We start from the raw sequence: 16,510 nt of genomic DNA, 5'->3' as shown, positions 1-16,510 counted from the left end.
AGTAATACATGACTCTGTTAGCACTTGGTATAAATCATAATTCGGCACCTGTATCACTTCGTGAAAAGGTAGCTTTTTCACCTGACAATATTGAGGATGCCTTTGCCAGCATTGTGGCGAATGGGGTAGCCTCGGAAGCGGTGATTGTTTCAACCTGTAATCGTACGGAAATATATTGCAAAATTGAGCAAGGCTTACCTGAACGCGTGACTCAGTGGTTAGTTGATTTTCATCGGCTACCTGCTAATGAATTAGCGGATTGTACTTATCGTTACTACGACGGCGATGCGGTGCGTCATTTAATGCGCGTGGCTGGCGGATTAGATTCACTGGTATTAGGTGAACCGCAAATTTTAGGGCAGATAAAACAAGCTTTTGCGAAAGCAAAACAGTTAAATGCGGTTGCTCAAACCTTGGATAAGCTATTTCAAAAAACCTTTACAGCAGCTAAGCGCGTGCGCACCGAGACTGAAATTGGTGCGAATGCGGTATCAGTGGCATTCGCGGCGGTGAGTTTAAGTAAGCATATCTTTGATGATTTATCTAAAACACGGGTATTACTGATTGGCGCAGGTGAAACCATTGATCTGGTTGCGACGCACCTTGCCGAGCAGAATGTCAGTGAGATGATGGTGGCGAACCGTACTTTATCTCGTGCGCAAGTGCTGGGTGACAAGTTTGGTGCTCGTACGATGACGCTCGAAGAGATACCGCATCATTTACATAATGCCGATATTGTTATCAGTTCGACGGCCAGTCCCTTACCTATTATTGGTAAAGGTATGATTGAAAGTGCATTGAAGCAGCGTAAACAAAAACCGATTTTTTTAGTTGATATCGCCGTACCACGGGATATTGAAGAAGAAGTGGGTGAGTTAGGTAATGCTTATCTTTATACCGTCGATGATCTGCAAGGTATTATCGAGCAGAATAAAGAAGCGCGCCAAGATGCGGCTGAGCAAGCTGAGCACATTATTACTGAAGAAACGCAGCTGTTTTCTGAATGGATAGCGTCATTATCAAGTGTTGATTCTATTAAAGAATATCGTAATTCGGCGATGATTGAAAAAGACATATTACTCGAAAGAGCCATCGCAGCGATGAAAAATGGCTCGGATGGTGAGCGCGTGCTTACCGAGTTAGCGAATAAATTAACCAACAAGTTGATCCATGCGCCGACACAAGCCTTAGTGAGTGCGGGTAAACGCAGTCAAGATGACGAACTATTATTAGTGCGTCGTGTGGTGGGGCTTGAGTCGTAATCACGTCTTTAAAATAAGCCGTTGTTAATTATCCTTATCTATTAGCAGCTGCATCCATTAGCAACTGCTCAGTCTATTTCAAATATTGTAACGCTGTGCTGTTATTCCTGCTCACCTTCGTTCGGCGTGCTGATTGTGCATCTTGGAAGTAGCTTGGGTATATATTCGCTAAATCCAAGGTAAATTATCGGAAAGCAATCGACTATTTCCTTACATGTAGGTATCCTTGCCGATCACAACAACGAAATAATCCATATTCAATTGCTGAAGCAGCCTATGTCAGACTTCAGCGATCTATTTAACGGTAATACGAGAGTAAAGATGAAAGCATCGATCATTACAAAATTAGAAGCCTTAATTGAACGTCACGAAGAAGTTCAAGCATTATTAGGTGAGCCAGAGATCATCAGTGATCAAGACCGTTACCGTGCACTAACAAAAGAATACTCGCAATTAGAAGAGTTAGTTTCTTGTTTTAAAGAATACCAAGACGCAAAAGAAGATTTTGAATCAGCTGAAGAGATGTTAAAGGATGAAGATCCTGACATGCGGGAAATGGCTGTTGAAGAATATAAAGAAAGTAAAGCCACGGTGGCGCGTGTCAGCGATGAATTAGAAGTTTTATTGTTACCTCGTGATCCAAATGACAGCAATAACTGTTTCTTAGAGATCCGTGCCGGTGCTGGTGGTGACGAAGCCGCAATCTTTGCTGGCGACCTGTACCGCATGTACAGCAGGTATGCGGAGAAAAAAGGCTGGCGTTTAACAATCATGAACTTAAGCAACAGTGATCAAGGCGGTTACAAAGAAGTTATCGTTAAGATGGAAGGTGAGGCGGTATTCGGCACCATGAAGTTTGAATCAGGTGGTCACCGTGTACAACGTGTACCAGAAACTGAATCGCAAGGTCGTATCCATACGTCAGCCTGTACTGTGGTGGTTATGCCAGAGGTCCCTGAGGTAGACGCGATCGTCATTAATACTGCCGATCTTAAAGTCGATACGTTCCGCGCATCGGGTGCGGGTGGTCAGCACGTCAATAAAACCGATTCTGCAGTACGTATTACCCACATTCCAACGGGTACAGTCGTTGAGTGTCAAGACGAACGTTCACAGCATAAAAACCGTGCACGTGCGATGTCAATTCTGCAAGCACGTATTCAAGCAGCTGAAGATGAAAAAGCACGTCTTGAAGAGGAAAGTACTCGTCGTAGCCTAGTAGCAAGTGGCGATCGCTCTGAACGTATTCGGACTTATAATTATCCACAAGGTCGCGTTAGTGATCACCGTATCAATCTAACACTTTACCGTCTAAACGAAGTGATGGAAGGTGAGTTAGATGTATTGATCCAACCTATCATCCACGAACATCAAGCTGATCTGTTAGCGGCGCTTGCTGAAGCTAACTAGGTGTATCGCGAACTGTGAAAACAATTGCACAATTACTGCAGGGGGCTGCCAAGCAGCTCACTGCCAGCGAAAGTCCTAAACTGGATGCTGAAGTCATTCTTTGTTTCCTGTTAGAAAAAGATCGCAGTTATCTTTTTACTTGGGATGACAAAGTCATGGATGATGACATTATTCGCCGTTTTACTGCTCTTATCATGCGCCGTCAGGCGGGTGAACCTGTCGCTCATATTCTTGGTTACCGTGAATTTTGGTCATTAGAATTAGAAGTATCTGCTGATACCCTCATTCCAAGACCGGATACTGAAATATTAGTCGAACAAGCACTGGCTTGTATGCCGACTCACGCTTGCCAAGTATTAGATTTAGGCACGGGTACGGGCGCTATCGCACTGGCTTTAGCCTCTGAATCACCACAAGCGACAGTGACAGCAATTGAATATCAGCAAGGCGCGGCCGCATTAGCACGCCGTAATGTCAAACGCTGTGGTTTTGATGTGACGGTATTGCAAGGTAGTTGGTTTGAACCTTTAAAAGCCAGTCAACGCTTTGATGTGATCGTCAGTAATCCACCTTATATCGACGCGCATGATCCACACTTGGCGATGGGCGACGTGCGTTTTGAGCCGTTAACTGCGTTAGTTGCTGCTGATAATGGGCTTGCTGACTTAAAGCATATTATTAGCCAAGGTTATCAGTTTTTAACCGTGGACGGCTGGTTGTTAGTTGAACATGGGTTTGAGCAAGGTGCTGCAGTGCGCGCACTCTTTACCGCATCAAATTATCATCAGGTTGTTACGCATAAAGATTATGGTAATAACGATCGTATTACTGTCGGACAACGAAAAGAAGCTTAATCATGAATATTGTCATTCCGCTGCACATTGCGACGCTATTATTAAGCGTGTTGATGTATTTTGTAAACTTTGCTTTCTCAGTGAAGCAATCACCGTATCTTGAACACGCTGGTTTTATTAAATCACGTAAGGTGATCGATATGATCACCGTGATGATGATTGCGTTAGTGTGTATGGTTTCAGGTCAAGTACCGTTTGTTGATACGGTGATGACAGAAAAATTAGTGTCGACACTGGCCATCACCTTTATGGTGTTTATGTCATTACAGCAAGGTAAAAATCTATTTTTCCGCTGTGTTGCGTTTGCTGGTAGTATCGGCTGGTTATTTTATGTATTTTCGTTAGCCGTTTACGGCGAAGCATATTTGCTGAGGTAGAGATGGAATTAGATGCAAATGCTGCGCTGACAGAAACAGAACTGGCAGAAGATGTAGCAGTAGATAATAAGGCTGTTGATAGTGATAGTGAGCAGCTTGAAGAATACGATGATGAGCTAGCAGAAGAAGTACTGATGATTGATAACGTCATGCTCGCCACACTATCTGCCATCGAGGTGATAACGGAGAAACCGTTGCTCGAGCAGGCGATAGTTGAATTGGATGAGTTAATTGCACTTATCGAAGTTGATATGCAAGGCTTTACCTGTGACGTTGAAAAGCGTGACCAGTTATTGTATTTGTTTTATCAGCAACTTGGTTTTGCAGGCGATTGGCGTAAGTGGTTAGAGCTAGACAGTGTATTACTCCATAAAGTCATTAGCAGCCGTAACGGCGTTCCTTTGTCACTCGGTACGGTATTCATGTACTTTGCAGAGCATTTTGAAGTGGATGTAACAGGGATCATATTCCCTGGTCAATTTGTATTACGTTTTGGTAGTGAGCAAGACGGAATGTACGTTGATCCTGCAGATGGACAAGTACTGAGTCGGCATAAACTGCAGGTTCTATTACGCGGTATCGAAGGTAACCATGCCTTGTTATCTGACGATGATTTGTTAGCCGCCAATAATGAAATGCATTATCTGCGCTTATTACAAGTACTCAAAGCAGCGTTAATTCGTGATGAACATTTTTCCTATGCACTGCGTTGTATTGATTTAATTTTAGAACTTGAACCTGATGAACCGTATGAAATTCGCGATCGCGGCTTTTTGCTGCAACAGCTTGATTGCAAGAAACTCGCGAGCGAAGACTTTGCTTATTTTATTGAACAATGTCCAGACGATCCGATCACCCGGGTTTTAAAAGCACAAATAGATGAGCTTGCTGCGACTGATGATACGATTCATTAAAATTAACTGACTTAAAATGGACCTTTTAAGGTAACAATTATGAATGCAAAAATAGTAAAAATTGGTAACGATATTGTTTGTGCCAACAATCTACCATTTGTGTTATTTGGTGGTATCAATGTATTAGAAGACGAACTGACGACGTTACGTGCTGTCGAAGCGTATAAAACAGTGACTGATAAACTGGGTATCCCGTTTATATTTAAAGCGTCTTTCGATAAAGCTAACCGTTCTAGTATCCACTCTTTCCGTGGTGTTGGCTTGGAAAAAGGCTTACACATTTTTCAACGGGTGAAAGCCGAATTTAATGTGCCAATTATTACAGATGTGCATACTGAAGCACAATGCCAGCCGGTTGCTGATGTTGTTGATGTGATCCAATTACCGGCTTTCCTTGCGCGTCAAACTGATTTAGTGCAAGCAATGGCTGCAACTGGCGCTGTGATTAATATTAAAAAACCACAGTTTATGTCACCGCATCAAGTCGGCAACATCGTTGATAAGTTTGCTGAATGTGGTAATGAACAAGTGATTATATGTGAACGTGGCCATTGCCATGGTTACGATAACCTGATTGTCGATCCATTAGCATTTGGGGTAATGAAAGAGCTTACTCAAGGTACGCCAATCATCCTAGACAGTACTCATGCAACGCAACAGCGTGATGCCGGTAGTGCTGCGTCGGGTGGCCGTCGTAAACAAGTGCCTGAATTAAGTTATGCAGGGCTAGCGACAGGTATCGCAGGTCTATTTATTGAAGCGCATGAAAATCCAGCACAAGCACGCTGTGATGGTCCTTCTGCATTACCGTTTGCTAAGTTAGAAGCATTTTTAGCACAAGCAAAAGCGATTGATGATGTAGTGAAGAGTTTTACTGCGATTGATATCGATTAATTTCAGGCATAAAAAAAGCGCTGTAATGATACAGCGCTAAACAACCTTTGACCCGACAATACAAATGTATTAAGAATATGAGCAAAGGTTTAAAAATAAGTAGTTTCTACTTAAAGGCCTAAACCAAAAAGTTTAAGCAAACAAACACAACATTACATAACAAAGACTAACTTATATAAATAATACTAATTATCGAAAACATCGAGAATAAGTAAAATAAGTATTATGTCCTATATACATACGCGCACTATAGTAATTTTTTAGCCATATGACAATTGACAAATTATAATGTTTCGCATTAGTTTTTCTCATCTAACTGGACGCCACTATGTCACGCAGACTGCCGCCATTAAATTCGCTACGTGTTTTCGAAGCTGCCGCCAGACATTCTAGCTTCACCCGCGCCTCTGAAGAGCTCTATGTGACGCAAGCCGCTGTCAGCCATCAGATTAAAGCGTTGGAAGAGTACCTTGGAATTAAACTGTTTCGTCGTCAAAACCGGGCGTTATTTTTAACGGAAGAAGGCCAAAGTTATTTCCTGGATATTAAAGATACCTTTTCTTCATTAGTGGATGCGACTGAGCGTTTATTAGCCAGAGGCGCGAAAGGTTCGTTGACGGTTAGTTTACAGCCGAGCTTTGCGATCCAATGGTTAGTGCCTCGATTATCTTTGTTCTCTGAGCTGCACCCTGATATTGATGTACGTATTAAAGCGGTTGATATGGATGACGGTTCACTGACTGATGATGTCGATGTGGCGATTTATTATGGCCGCGGCAAGTGGAAAGATTTAAACGCGCAGAAATTACATACCGAATATTTAGTGCCGGTATGTTCACCGCGTTTACTCAACGGGGTAAAACCACTAAAAACCCCTGGTGATCTTAAGCTCCATACGTTATTGCATGATAGCTCTCGTCGCGATTGGACGGCTTGGTTTAAGCAAGGCAATATTACCGATATTAATGTTAACCAAGGGCCTATTTTTAGTCATACTTCGATGGTATTACAAGCCGCAATACATGGCCAAGGCGTCGCGTTAGGGCACAGTGTATTAGCGCAACCTGAGATTGATGCGGGTCGTCTTGTGCGTCCTTTTACCGAAGTATTAGTGAGTAAGAACGCGTATTACGTGGTCTGCCGCGAAGAGCAAGATGAACTTGGTAAAATTGTGGCATTCCGTGATTGGATGCTGTCTTTGGTCGAGGAAGAACAACAAGACTTTGTGGAGAATTAATTTGCACTGAAGTCACTAAATCCTTGGCGTTATATCGTCAAGGGTTTAGACTGTGCGGCTTTTGTATGCAAACCAGTGCAAGATATGCCGTATTCTGTACTGGTTTGCGTATATACCCAAGCAGCGTCAAGTACCTTGGTTATTTGTTATGTATTAGTAGTCTCGGTATTGTATCTATACTGAGTATATATCGTCAGCCATGTTGATGACGAAAATGAGGTTATTAGAAAATGAATGGTATTTTATTATATTGCCGCCCTGGTTATGAAAAAGAATGTGCCGCTGAAATTCAAGTACGAGCGACTGCCATGGAGGCGTATGGTTTTGCTAAAGTAACGCTGAATTCGGGTTATGTTGTGTTTGAATGTCATTCTGCTGAAGATGTAGATTCAATAGCGAAAAAATTACCACTTTCATCATTGATCTTTGCCCGTCAAATGATCGCACTACATGCACGTGTTGATGATATGCCACTTTATGACCGTGTTAACCCTGTTGTTGCTGCCTGTGAGGGTATCGAATTGATGGGTGAACTCCGTGTGGAAATGCCAGATACCAATGAAGGCAAAGAGTTATCTAAATTCTGCCGTAAGTATACTGTGCCACTACGTCAGTCGTTGCGTAAAGGTAATCACTTATTACCTAAAGAAAATAAAAACCGTCCAGTACTGCACGTGTTTTTCATTACCAATACCAGTGTGTATATTGGTTACTCATACAGCTTTAACAACTCGCCGTTACCTATGGGTATCATGCGTCTTAAGTTTCCATCGAAAGCACCAAGTCGCTCGACGCTGAAACTGGAAGAAGCATTCCATACTTTCATCCCTGCGGACCAGTGGGATAGACGTATCGGCGGTGCAATGCGCGCGGTTGACTTAGGCGCTTGTCCTGGCGGTTGGACGTATCAGTTAGTCCAACGTAGTATGTTTGTTGTGGCGGTTGATAACGGTGCGATGGCGGATAACCTGATGGAAACCGGCCAAGTGAAGCACTATGAAGAAGATGGTTTCAAATATGAGCCGGCTAAAACCACGATTGCGTGGACCAACCGTAAATTAAACGGTAATAAGGTGAAGGTTCCTGAAAATCCACCTGTTGATATGCTGGTATGTGACATGCTTGAAAAACCAGAGCGTGTTACCCGTCTGATGTGTAAATGGTTATTAAACGCATGGTGTAAAGAAGCTATCTTTAATCTTAAGCTACCATTAAAGCGTCGTTACCATACATTGGAAGACTGTTTGGCTATCTTAGATAAGCAACTTGATGATCGCTTTGTTATCCAAGCTAAGCACCTTTATCATGATCGTGATGAAGTGACTGTACATGTAGCTTGGTCAAACTTCATTCCGGAAGATAAATAAGACAGTAAGGACCATTTTAATCGATGGTCCTTAGCGCTGAATAATTCATGCTTTAAGCCATTAAATATCACGCCCGTGAATGTTTAATGGCTTTGTTATTTAAACCGGTAGCGAAAATAAAGCTGTGGGTCTTCGCCACGTACTTTAATCCCAATAATCGCCCCTTTAATTCCCATATTATAATAAGCTTCGTGTTGTAACATGCCGTTGGATCTCACTTTCGTTTTGATTGTCAGCCGCTCATAATCGAGCCGTAGATAAGGGCTGCGTTTCAAGCTGTAGTGTAAATTTAAACTCAGTCTACCTATGTTTTTAAGCCGGGGAATAAAAAGCCGGGTGATATCGGGATCAATCCACATATTGAGAAGCTGAAGTTGCGCGGTTCGTTTGCGTTTATGGTTACTTTTTTTGATAACCAATAACGACTGTTTGAATTCAAACTGCGGTTTGGGCTGTGTTAAAGCGGCCAATTGAGTTTGCTGCTGATAGGCAGAGAAATGCTGTCTTGTTATTGCTGTCCCTAACTGACTTTCCGTGGCTAATGTAACCCTGCTTAATAAACCGATTAACAGTATCAAAAAAAGAAAGTTAGATGTCATATATCACCAAAGTTGCTGATGAAAACTTAACTATAGCTCGATATGAATAAATTACTAGGAAGGCAATAGGCTGTATGAAGACTCGGTTGAACGTGTAGCTTGAAGAGGCTGGGGGATGATAAAGCTGAATATCAGCTGCTCAACATGTCGAAATATGAACGTTAAGCAACTGAGTTATTCAATGAGTAGATTAGTTAAGATCAGACTCATCTTGCGTTTTAAAACCGTTATAGGCGTTCTAAAATCGCTTGAGTGAAGTCTGTAGTACCGTGCGTACCGCCCAGATCACGTGTCGTTCTATCACCTGATTCAATGACATCACGTACCGCGTTACGAATATTTTCCGCTTCAGTTTTCATGTCTAGGTATTCTAACATTTGAATAGACGCTAAGATCACAGATGTTGGGTTCGCTAGGTTTTTACCAGCTATGTCAGGTGCACTGCCATGCACAGCCTCGAAAATAGCGGTGTCTTCACCGATATTTGCGCCTGGTGCCATACCTAGACCACCCACAAGACCCGCACATAAGTCAGATAAGATATCACCGAACAAGTTAGTGGTCACGATCACGTCGAAACGTTCAGGGTACATAACCAAGTTCATGCAAGCGGCATCAACGATCATCTCTTCTGATTCGATCTCTGGGTAACGCTTAGCTACTTCACGCGCTACTTCAAGAAATAGACCTGATGTTGTTTTTAGAATATTGGCTTTATGGATCGCCGTTACTTTTTTTCTATTTTCTGCTTTAGCAAGTTCGTATGCGGCAACACAAATACGCTCAGCACCGGCACGTGTGATGATACTTTTTGCTTCAGCTGAGCTTCCGTCATCGGCAATAATTTGACCTGCGCCAGAGTACATACCTTCGGTATTTTCACGCACGGTAATAATATCGATATTTTCGTAGCGGCTACGCGTGCCTTTAAAAGAGATCACTGGGCGTAAGTTAGCGTATAAATTAAAATGCTTACGTAATGACACATTGATTGAAGTGAAGCCAGCGCCGACAGGTGTCGTTAACGGACCTTTTAACGCGACTTTATTTTTTTCAATTAAATCTAATGTTGCTTTTGGTAGTAGCTCACCTGAAGTTTGTAGCGCAGCAAGACCTGCATCAGCAAAGTCATATGCGAAGTTACAGCCAGCTTTATCTAAAATTTGAATTGCAGACTCAATAATATCCGGACCAATACCATCACCCGGGATCACTGTAATTCTTGTTTGTGTCATACATATTCCTTATTTAATTGAGCTTACTTTCAAATGAAAATACTTTGTTGCCGTATGGTAACAAAGTATTACTCGATTGTTAATCCGGTGGCTGCTGTAATTTGGCTAAATAAAGAGTTTTACAGGGTGGATAACGCATTTGTTAGAGATAGATCCAGATTTTAACTTTTTTTATACTATTAACGCTTAGTGTGATCCCTCGATTTCTAACAGTAAGCGTTACTATCTATGATTAAGGTTGATATCTTAAGTCTTTTAAATTAAAGCCGAGGGGAATATCAATTTTCAACTGGGCTAATTGCTGAGTAATGTAAGCCATCTCTTTGTGGGTGTCGAGTTTTTCACGCAGTTTGGGTTTTAACTCTTCACTGGCATAAATAGCATCTAAATTTACATGTTGTGTTAATAACTGGGTTGCCGTTTTCGGGCCAATACCAGCGACACCAGCCAAGTGACTACCACTGATACCCACCAATGCCCAATAATCGACAAGTTGCAGTGGTTGGACGCCAAACTTATCATTAATAAACGCTTGGTCTAACCAACGTTTGTTAAAATAATCACGAATTTGAATATAAGGTGTTAACAATTGGCAGTAACCTTTATCCGTAGAGATAATGGTCACTTGCTGTTGTTGTGCGGACATTTTAATGGCGAGGGTGGCGATTAAGTCATCCGCTTCATCTTGTTCTGTTAATAACGAGTCAACATTTAATTCCCACAGGTCGTCTTGGATGAGTGTGAGTGCTTGTTGTAAGCTTTCTGGCATCGGTTTGCGGTTGGCTTTGTATTCGGGATAGATGTCATGACGCCAACCGGTTTGTTCTGCATCAAACACGGCGACCACGTGAGTAGGTGCGGTGATTGATAGCAGTTTTCTCACTGCGTGCTTAATTGTTTCACGGGTTGCGCTAATTTGCGCAACAGGATCATTACTTTGATTAAGTTGTACTGCATGTACTCGACGGATCAGGTTTAACGCATCGATAATTAATAAGTGATTTTGGGTCATATCCGTGTTTCGTCAAAGTTAGCTAGGTTTAATTATTTCATAACAAGGCTCATATTTACTACCAGGAAGCTTCATTCTGTTCTGTTTTATGAAGTTTTTTAATAAATTGTCCATTAATTGCATCAATTTAGGATCACCATGCAGCTTAAACGGTCCTTTTTTTTCAATTGCTTTGATCCCTGAGTCTTTCACATTACCGGCGACAATACCTGAAAAGGCTTTACGCAGGTTCATTGCCAGCACTTCTGGTGCTTGTTCAAGGTTCAAATTTAAGGCTGCCATGTGTTGATGGTCGGGGATAAACGGCATCTGAAAATCTAACTCAACTTTCAGACTCCAATTATAAGAGTAGGCATCGCCAATCGCACGGCGGTACTCGTAGGTTTTTTGCATGGCTTTTTTCATGATCTGCGCGGCACTTGGCGCATCATCAATAATGATTTGATAATATTTTTGTGCTTCAAAACCAAGCGTCGCACCGATAAATTGATCAATCGTGGTAAAATAATCTTCACTTTCTTTGGGACCCGTCAGCACGATAGGCAGAGGTTGGCGTTTATTTTCGGGGTGCATCATGATGCCAAGTAAATACAACAATTCTTCAGCGGTGCCTGCGCCACCTGGAAAGATGATGATACCGTGTGAAAGGCGAACAAAGGCTTCTAAGCGTTTCTCGATATCCGGTAAGATCACTAATTCGTTGACGATAGGGTTTGGTGGTTCTGCTGCAATGATGCTTGGCTCTGTTAAACCAAGGTAACGACGTTCTTTCACGCGTTGTTTTGCATGACCTACGGTCGCGCCCTTCATTGGTCCTTCCATAGCGCCGGGTCCACAACCCGTACATATATTCATCTCGCGCAAACCGAGTTCATGACCCACAGCTTTGGCATATTCATATTCAGGTGAACGAATGGAGTGACCACCCCAGCAAACCACCATATTCGGATCTGAATCTGATTTGATCACGCGCGCGTTACGTAAAATGGAAAATACTTGGTTGGTTAAAAAAGAGGATAATTCTTTTTTTGGTACCGGGACTTTCTCAATGTAGCTATGTACATAAAGAATGTCGCGTAACACTGAAAATAGATGTTCCTGAATACCCCGGATGATCTCACCATCGACAAAGGCCTGTTCTGGTGCGTTGTGCAGTTCGAGTGTGACGCCACGTTCCTGTTGCACAACACTGATATCAAAATTTCGGAATGCTTGTAAAATTTCACTACTTGAATCAGTACGAGAGCCGGAATTTAATACCGCCAGCGAACAATTACGGAAGAGTAAGTATAAATCGCTGGTGGCTTTTTGTTGTAATCGGTCGACTTCAAGCTGTGATAGTAGGTCCATACTACCCACAGGTTTGATGTGTGTGATCATAAGCTAAACTCCTGTCAGAGACGTTGGTGATAAGCTGGTATAATCGATAGTGAGAGAATGATTATGGCTAACCTTATCACCGCAGGTCTCATTAAGTTTAGATCCTAATGATAACTTTATCTCGCCCCGAGCTTTTTGCTTCATATAACGCTTTATCTGCACGCTCGAAAGGGTCAACAATTTCGTTATCATCGAGTGAGAATTGCGTGACCCCAATTGAGATGGTAATTGAGATCTGTTTACCTTTGAATCTAAACGGTATGTTTTTGATAGTATTACGTAGTTTATCTAACATAACCTGTATTTCACTTGGCGCTACGTCGGCCAGTAATAACACGAATTCTTCGCCACCAAATCGGGCGATAAAATCTGAGCTTTTAATTGATTTTTGTAATGCGCGAGCCACTATCTTAAGTGCTTTATCACCGGCGATATGACCGAAGCTATCATTGATATTTTTAAAGTGATCAATATCGACCATCGCGATGGTGGTATTGGTTTTATAACGCTGCCAACGTTTGAATTCAAGCTTAAAGCGTTCATCTAATGCGGTACGATTATAGACTTGCGTTAACGAATCTAGGTAGAGTTTATGCTGTTGTGCTTCGAGTCGCTGAGTATGCAGTAAGGTTTCTTTTTTAAGCTGTTCAAGCTGGGCTTGAACAGCTTGAATTTGTTGTTCTAGCAGGAGCTTTTCTTGTAGCAATTGTTGTTGTTGTTGGATACTGCTGGAAATTATCTCTAACCCCTGTTGCACATGTAATTTAGTTTCTGCTAAGTTGTCACTGGTGCTGATATCCAGTTCTAAAATATCAATGCGTTCTTTCAGGTTTGCCAATAAACTGATCTGTTTTTTATTGATATTGTTGCTATCAATTAATGAGTTATCAAACTTATAAGCAATGTTATTGAGTTCTTCAACAATACTATTCAAGAAGGTTTTAGACGCCATGCGCTCTTCACGTGCACCCTCAATGATGTTGTTGATGATCTGCAAACAGATATTAACCAGTTCATGACCGTCAATCCCTTCTAATAAACGCTGACGAATTTTCTTTAGATTTGAACCAAAGCCACCGGCGAAATCAAGTTCATTGATTAAACGTTGTAAATCATCACATATCTTTTTATGGACTGTTGCTGCAATATTATTATCGTTGTTGGTCTCTTTTAAATTTTTGATCGCACTATGATAAATGCAGAAAAGTGATTGAACCTTAGTTTGCAATACGGCCACGGCCGTTGCTTTTGGCTCAGCTAACACTAATTGCAGTTCTGCAGTGAGCTTAGGATCGTGTTGTAATAAATTAATTAATGATGTAGCTGCTTGAGATACGGCACTATCAGCAATTTTTAAGGTATCAGATAATACGTTAGGTTGTAGCATTACCTGACGTTCAACCTGCTTGATTTGGGTGATTAGCTCATCGTCAGAAGCGCTGCGTTCAAGAGTTGCTTTCAGTTTGCTCACTTCAATGTTTAGCTCGTTATCGATGCCTCGTGTTGCACCAAGCAAACGATTAATAAATGCTAATAACATTGCGGTGTTAATTTTTGTGTAGCCGTTGGCATCACTTTGTCGTGTTGCTGAATGCGTATCTTGTGATATCTGCATGAAAACTCTTCACATTGGTTAAATCAAGATGAAGATTAGCTTACCATTATATATACATCTATAAAATAGTTTGGCCCTAAAATGTAAGCTTACAGCCAATTAATATCATTTTTGTCAGTTGATGATATTACTTTTACTAAGCCTTTTTCGATTGCCTGCTTTGATCTATTCCAAATATCACCATGGAAAAATGCTGGCTGTGTATAGGTTAGTGCGCTTAATTGCACCCAACTATTTTGTTTATTTTTACGACTTAATTGCGTTGCACCTGATAAGGCTAAGGTTGCAATATTTAACAATTTTTTGCTGTCTATTGCGGTAGGGTATTTGAATAAGAAAGGGTGGGAAACCATCCCTATCGAAATATCTTTGTTAAAATTAAGCTGGCAATCAAACTGCTCGAACCAGTCTAAAATATAGTTAGCAATGATCGCAGGGTCGTAATTTTTGTTTACTTTTCTAACCAATAATAACTGCGTATCATTTAACTGAAATAAACGTTCTGAATCATGAAGTTGTTGTAATAAATAGGCACCTAATTCGGTTTCAATTTTATTGACGAGTGAAAGGCTATGTTTCTGACGTAAAGGCTGCAAAAAATCAAGGCTGATAATGGCACAGCTATGGACGCTATTTTGCTTATCGGTATATTCCCAATCAGAGTAAAATCGTGCTTCTTGTAGTGGTGTCGGGATATATTGTTTCAGACTGTTGATATTATTCAGGCCAGTATTTGGATGAATGTTGTAGTTATTCTCGAGCTGTTCGACATCTCGTCGTTGTGATTTCATTTTTTGATTATTGACGTAGTAAAAATAAAGAATAATCAGCATAATTGCAGCAAGTAAAAACACGTTAATCATCAAATTATGCTTTGCTTGTTTAAGTTTGGTGACTTGTTTTTGCAGCTGGTCTATTTTTTGCGATTTTATTTCATTATTTTCTTTGTGTTGATTAGAGACGGGCAATGCCTTTTTTGCGTCAAAGTTAGACAGTTTATTGTAACGCACGAACTGTTTATAGCTATCAAGTGCTTTGGCGTATTGGTCCGTTTCTTCATAGGCGGTGGCGAGATAAAGATAGACGGTTTCGAATTGTTTACTATTGTTAAGTTTCCGGGCTATCACTAACGCTTTATTTAAACGTGTTAATGCCGTGTCGTAATGTTGCTGCTGGATCGCTAAATTAGCCAGATGTACGAGCGATTCAAGTAATAACGTCCTTTGACCATTAGTGTAAAACAGTTGCTCAGCATTTGATAAATACTGCTCGGCCAAGCTAAAGTTACCCATTTGCAGGTAGGTCTTGCCAACTTCAAAATAAACGGCGTTTAATCTGTTCTTGTCATCAAAAATTTTCAGTAAATCTAAGGCGTTAAAATAATAAACTAACGATAAGTTATATTCTTTAATTTTGCGGTGCATACTGGCAAGGGCTAATAAAGAATCAGACAATTGCAGTTTGTTACCTAGGTTTTGATAATATTGCGCGGATTGATTGGCAAAGTTGATTGCCAATTTAAAATTATCTTGAGCAATATACGCCTGACTCATTTTTTTAGTGAGCAGGCCATTGAGTATATCGTTATTATCAAGCAATTTTTGTAGGGCTTTATTGTAAAAATTTATTGCTAAAGTTAATTTATTTTGTTGCTGGTAATTATAACCAATAGCATAAGCAGCCCAAGCCGCATTATTTGTTAATGGTGTTTTGGCTGCGAACGTTTGAGCTTCACGAAATAGCGCCATTGATTCTTCGTAATTGTTGAGGTTTAGTGCGATTTCACCAGCAATAATCTTGAGGGCAAAATAACCATTTGCTGTCGGATTATAAGTATTGTCAGCAATACTGCTGAGTACTTGCTCAATGGTTTCTTGGGCAAGCTGAAAATTAGCCAAGGTCGTTGATTGCGCTAGAATATGGCTTTTTATTAATAAACTTTGCTGTCTTAAATGTAAGGGTACATTATGTGTTTTGTTGACGAGCATTTTATCAAGGATAACGACGGCTTGATCGATATTGTTGGCATAGAAATAACATAAGGCTTTTTGTTGTTTAATCAGTACGAGGTCAGAAGGGGTGACCGATTTTTCTCTGATTTGACTCACACGTGAAACTGCGCTGATCACGTCTTTTTTTTGTATTTGCAGGTACTCATCAATAATTTGAATGCATTGATAAGGTTGGCTGTATTGTACTACTTGACTGCGTTTTAGCTCATTAGGCAATATCAGCTGGTTAAATAAGCTTGCGGCTGCTGTGGTGCTAAATAGAATAAATGCAAGAGCATAAAAAAAACGTAAGATCATGTGTTTAATATCGACTAGAAAGGCAGCCATCACATTCTTATGATT

14 protein-coding genes are annotated in these 16,510 nt (G+C 41.0%); 8 read left to right on the top strand and 6 right to left on the bottom strand.

Translation table 11 applies throughout. From position 1 onward, the window contains the following. The first annotated feature begins 8 nt into the window (after positions 1 to 8). From hemA to rlmM, 8 genes are all read left to right on the top strand, one after another. A complete protein-coding gene (gene hemA / locus PE36_RS00735) occupies positions 9 to 1,262 on the top strand; it encodes a glutamyl-tRNA reductase (RefSeq protein WP_006030020.1) in 1,254 nt (417 codons plus the stop codon). A gap of 321 nt (positions 1,263 to 1,583) precedes the next feature. Further along, positions 1,584 to 2,672: a peptide chain release factor 1 gene (gene prfA / locus PE36_RS00730; RefSeq protein WP_006030019.1), complete on the top strand. Its 1,089-nt coding sequence runs from the start codon at positions 1,584 to 1,586 to the stop codon at positions 2,670 to 2,672. Positions 2,673 to 2,686: 14 nt separating this feature from the next. Continuing rightward, positions 2,687 to 3,526 (top strand): peptide chain release factor N(5)-glutamine methyltransferase, encoded by an 840-nt coding sequence (gene prmC, locus PE36_RS00725; RefSeq protein ID WP_006030018.1) that lies wholly within the window; start codon positions 2,687 to 2,689, stop codon positions 3,524 to 3,526. A gap of 2 nt (positions 3,527 to 3,528) precedes the next feature. Further along, on the top strand, positions 3,529 to 3,903 hold the full coding sequence (locus tag PE36_RS00720) for a SirB2 family protein (protein ID WP_006030017.1): 375 nt from the start codon (positions 3,529 to 3,531) through the stop codon (positions 3,901 to 3,903). A 2-nt stretch (positions 3,904 to 3,905) separates the two neighbouring features. Beyond that, a complete protein-coding gene (locus PE36_RS00715) occupies positions 3,906 to 4,817 on the top strand; it encodes a SirB1 family protein (RefSeq protein WP_006030016.1) in 912 nt (303 codons plus the stop codon). Positions 4,818 to 4,856: 39 nt separating this feature from the next. Then, positions 4,857 to 5,711 (top strand): 3-deoxy-8-phosphooctulonate synthase, encoded by an 855-nt coding sequence (gene kdsA, locus PE36_RS00710; RefSeq protein WP_006030015.1) that lies wholly within the window; start codon positions 4,857 to 4,859, stop codon positions 5,709 to 5,711. 328 nt (positions 5,712 to 6,039) lie between these two features. Beyond that, positions 6,040 to 6,948 (top strand): transcriptional regulator GcvA, encoded by a 909-nt coding sequence (locus PE36_RS00705; protein ID WP_006030014.1) that lies wholly within the window; start codon positions 6,040 to 6,042, stop codon positions 6,946 to 6,948. A 230-nt stretch (positions 6,949 to 7,178) separates the two neighbouring features. Further along, positions 7,179 to 8,315: a 23S rRNA (cytidine(2498)-2'-O)-methyltransferase RlmM gene (gene rlmM / locus PE36_RS00700; protein ID WP_006030013.1), complete on the top strand. Its 1,137-nt coding sequence runs from the start codon at positions 7,179 to 7,181 to the stop codon at positions 8,313 to 8,315. A 95-nt stretch (positions 8,316 to 8,410) separates the two neighbouring features. On the opposite strand, the gene PE36_RS00695 is transcribed toward rlmM, so the two are convergent. The 6 genes from PE36_RS00695 to PE36_RS00670 all read right to left on the bottom strand — a co-directional run bounded on the left by PE36_RS00695 (position 8,411) and on the right by PE36_RS00670 (position 16,495). After that, positions 8,411 to 8,914 carry a hypothetical protein gene (locus PE36_RS00695; RefSeq protein ID WP_006030012.1) on the bottom strand — a complete coding sequence of 168 codons (504 nt, stop codon included), beginning with the start codon at positions 8,912 to 8,914 and terminating at the stop codon, positions 8,411 to 8,413. A gap of 227 nt (positions 8,915 to 9,141) precedes the next feature. Next, positions 9,142 to 10,149, bottom strand: coding sequence for an isocitrate dehydrogenase (locus PE36_RS00690; RefSeq protein ID WP_006030011.1), 1,008 nt, complete (start codon positions 10,147 to 10,149; stop codon positions 9,142 to 9,144). A 232-nt stretch (positions 10,150 to 10,381) separates the two neighbouring features. Further along, positions 10,382 to 11,161: a flap endonuclease Xni gene (gene xni / locus PE36_RS00685; protein ID WP_006030010.1), complete on the bottom strand. Its 780-nt coding sequence runs from the start codon at positions 11,159 to 11,161 to the stop codon at positions 10,382 to 10,384. 18 nt (positions 11,162 to 11,179) lie between these two features. After that, positions 11,180 to 12,541, bottom strand: a complete 1,362-nt coding sequence (ppnN, locus tag PE36_RS00680; RefSeq protein WP_006030009.1) for a nucleotide 5'-monophosphate nucleosidase PpnN — start codon at positions 12,539 to 12,541, stop codon at positions 11,180 to 11,182. Between the two features lie 97 nt (positions 12,542 to 12,638). Further along, positions 12,639 to 14,156, bottom strand: a complete 1,518-nt coding sequence (locus tag PE36_RS00675; RefSeq protein ID WP_006030008.1) for a diguanylate cyclase — start codon at positions 14,154 to 14,156, stop codon at positions 12,639 to 12,641. 89 nt (positions 14,157 to 14,245) lie between these two features. After that, a complete protein-coding gene (locus tag PE36_RS00670; protein WP_006030007.1) occupies positions 14,246 to 16,495 on the bottom strand; it encodes a lipopolysaccharide assembly protein LapB in 2,250 nt (749 codons plus the stop codon). Between the last annotated feature and the right edge of the window lie 15 nt (positions 16,496 to 16,510).

The sequence above is a fragment of the Moritella sp. PE36 genome (assembly GCF_000170855.1).
In the GTDB taxonomy this organism is placed as follows: domain Bacteria; phylum Pseudomonadota; class Gammaproteobacteria; order Enterobacterales; family Moritellaceae; genus Moritella.
This window is presented reverse-complemented; position numbering and strand designations above follow the sequence as displayed.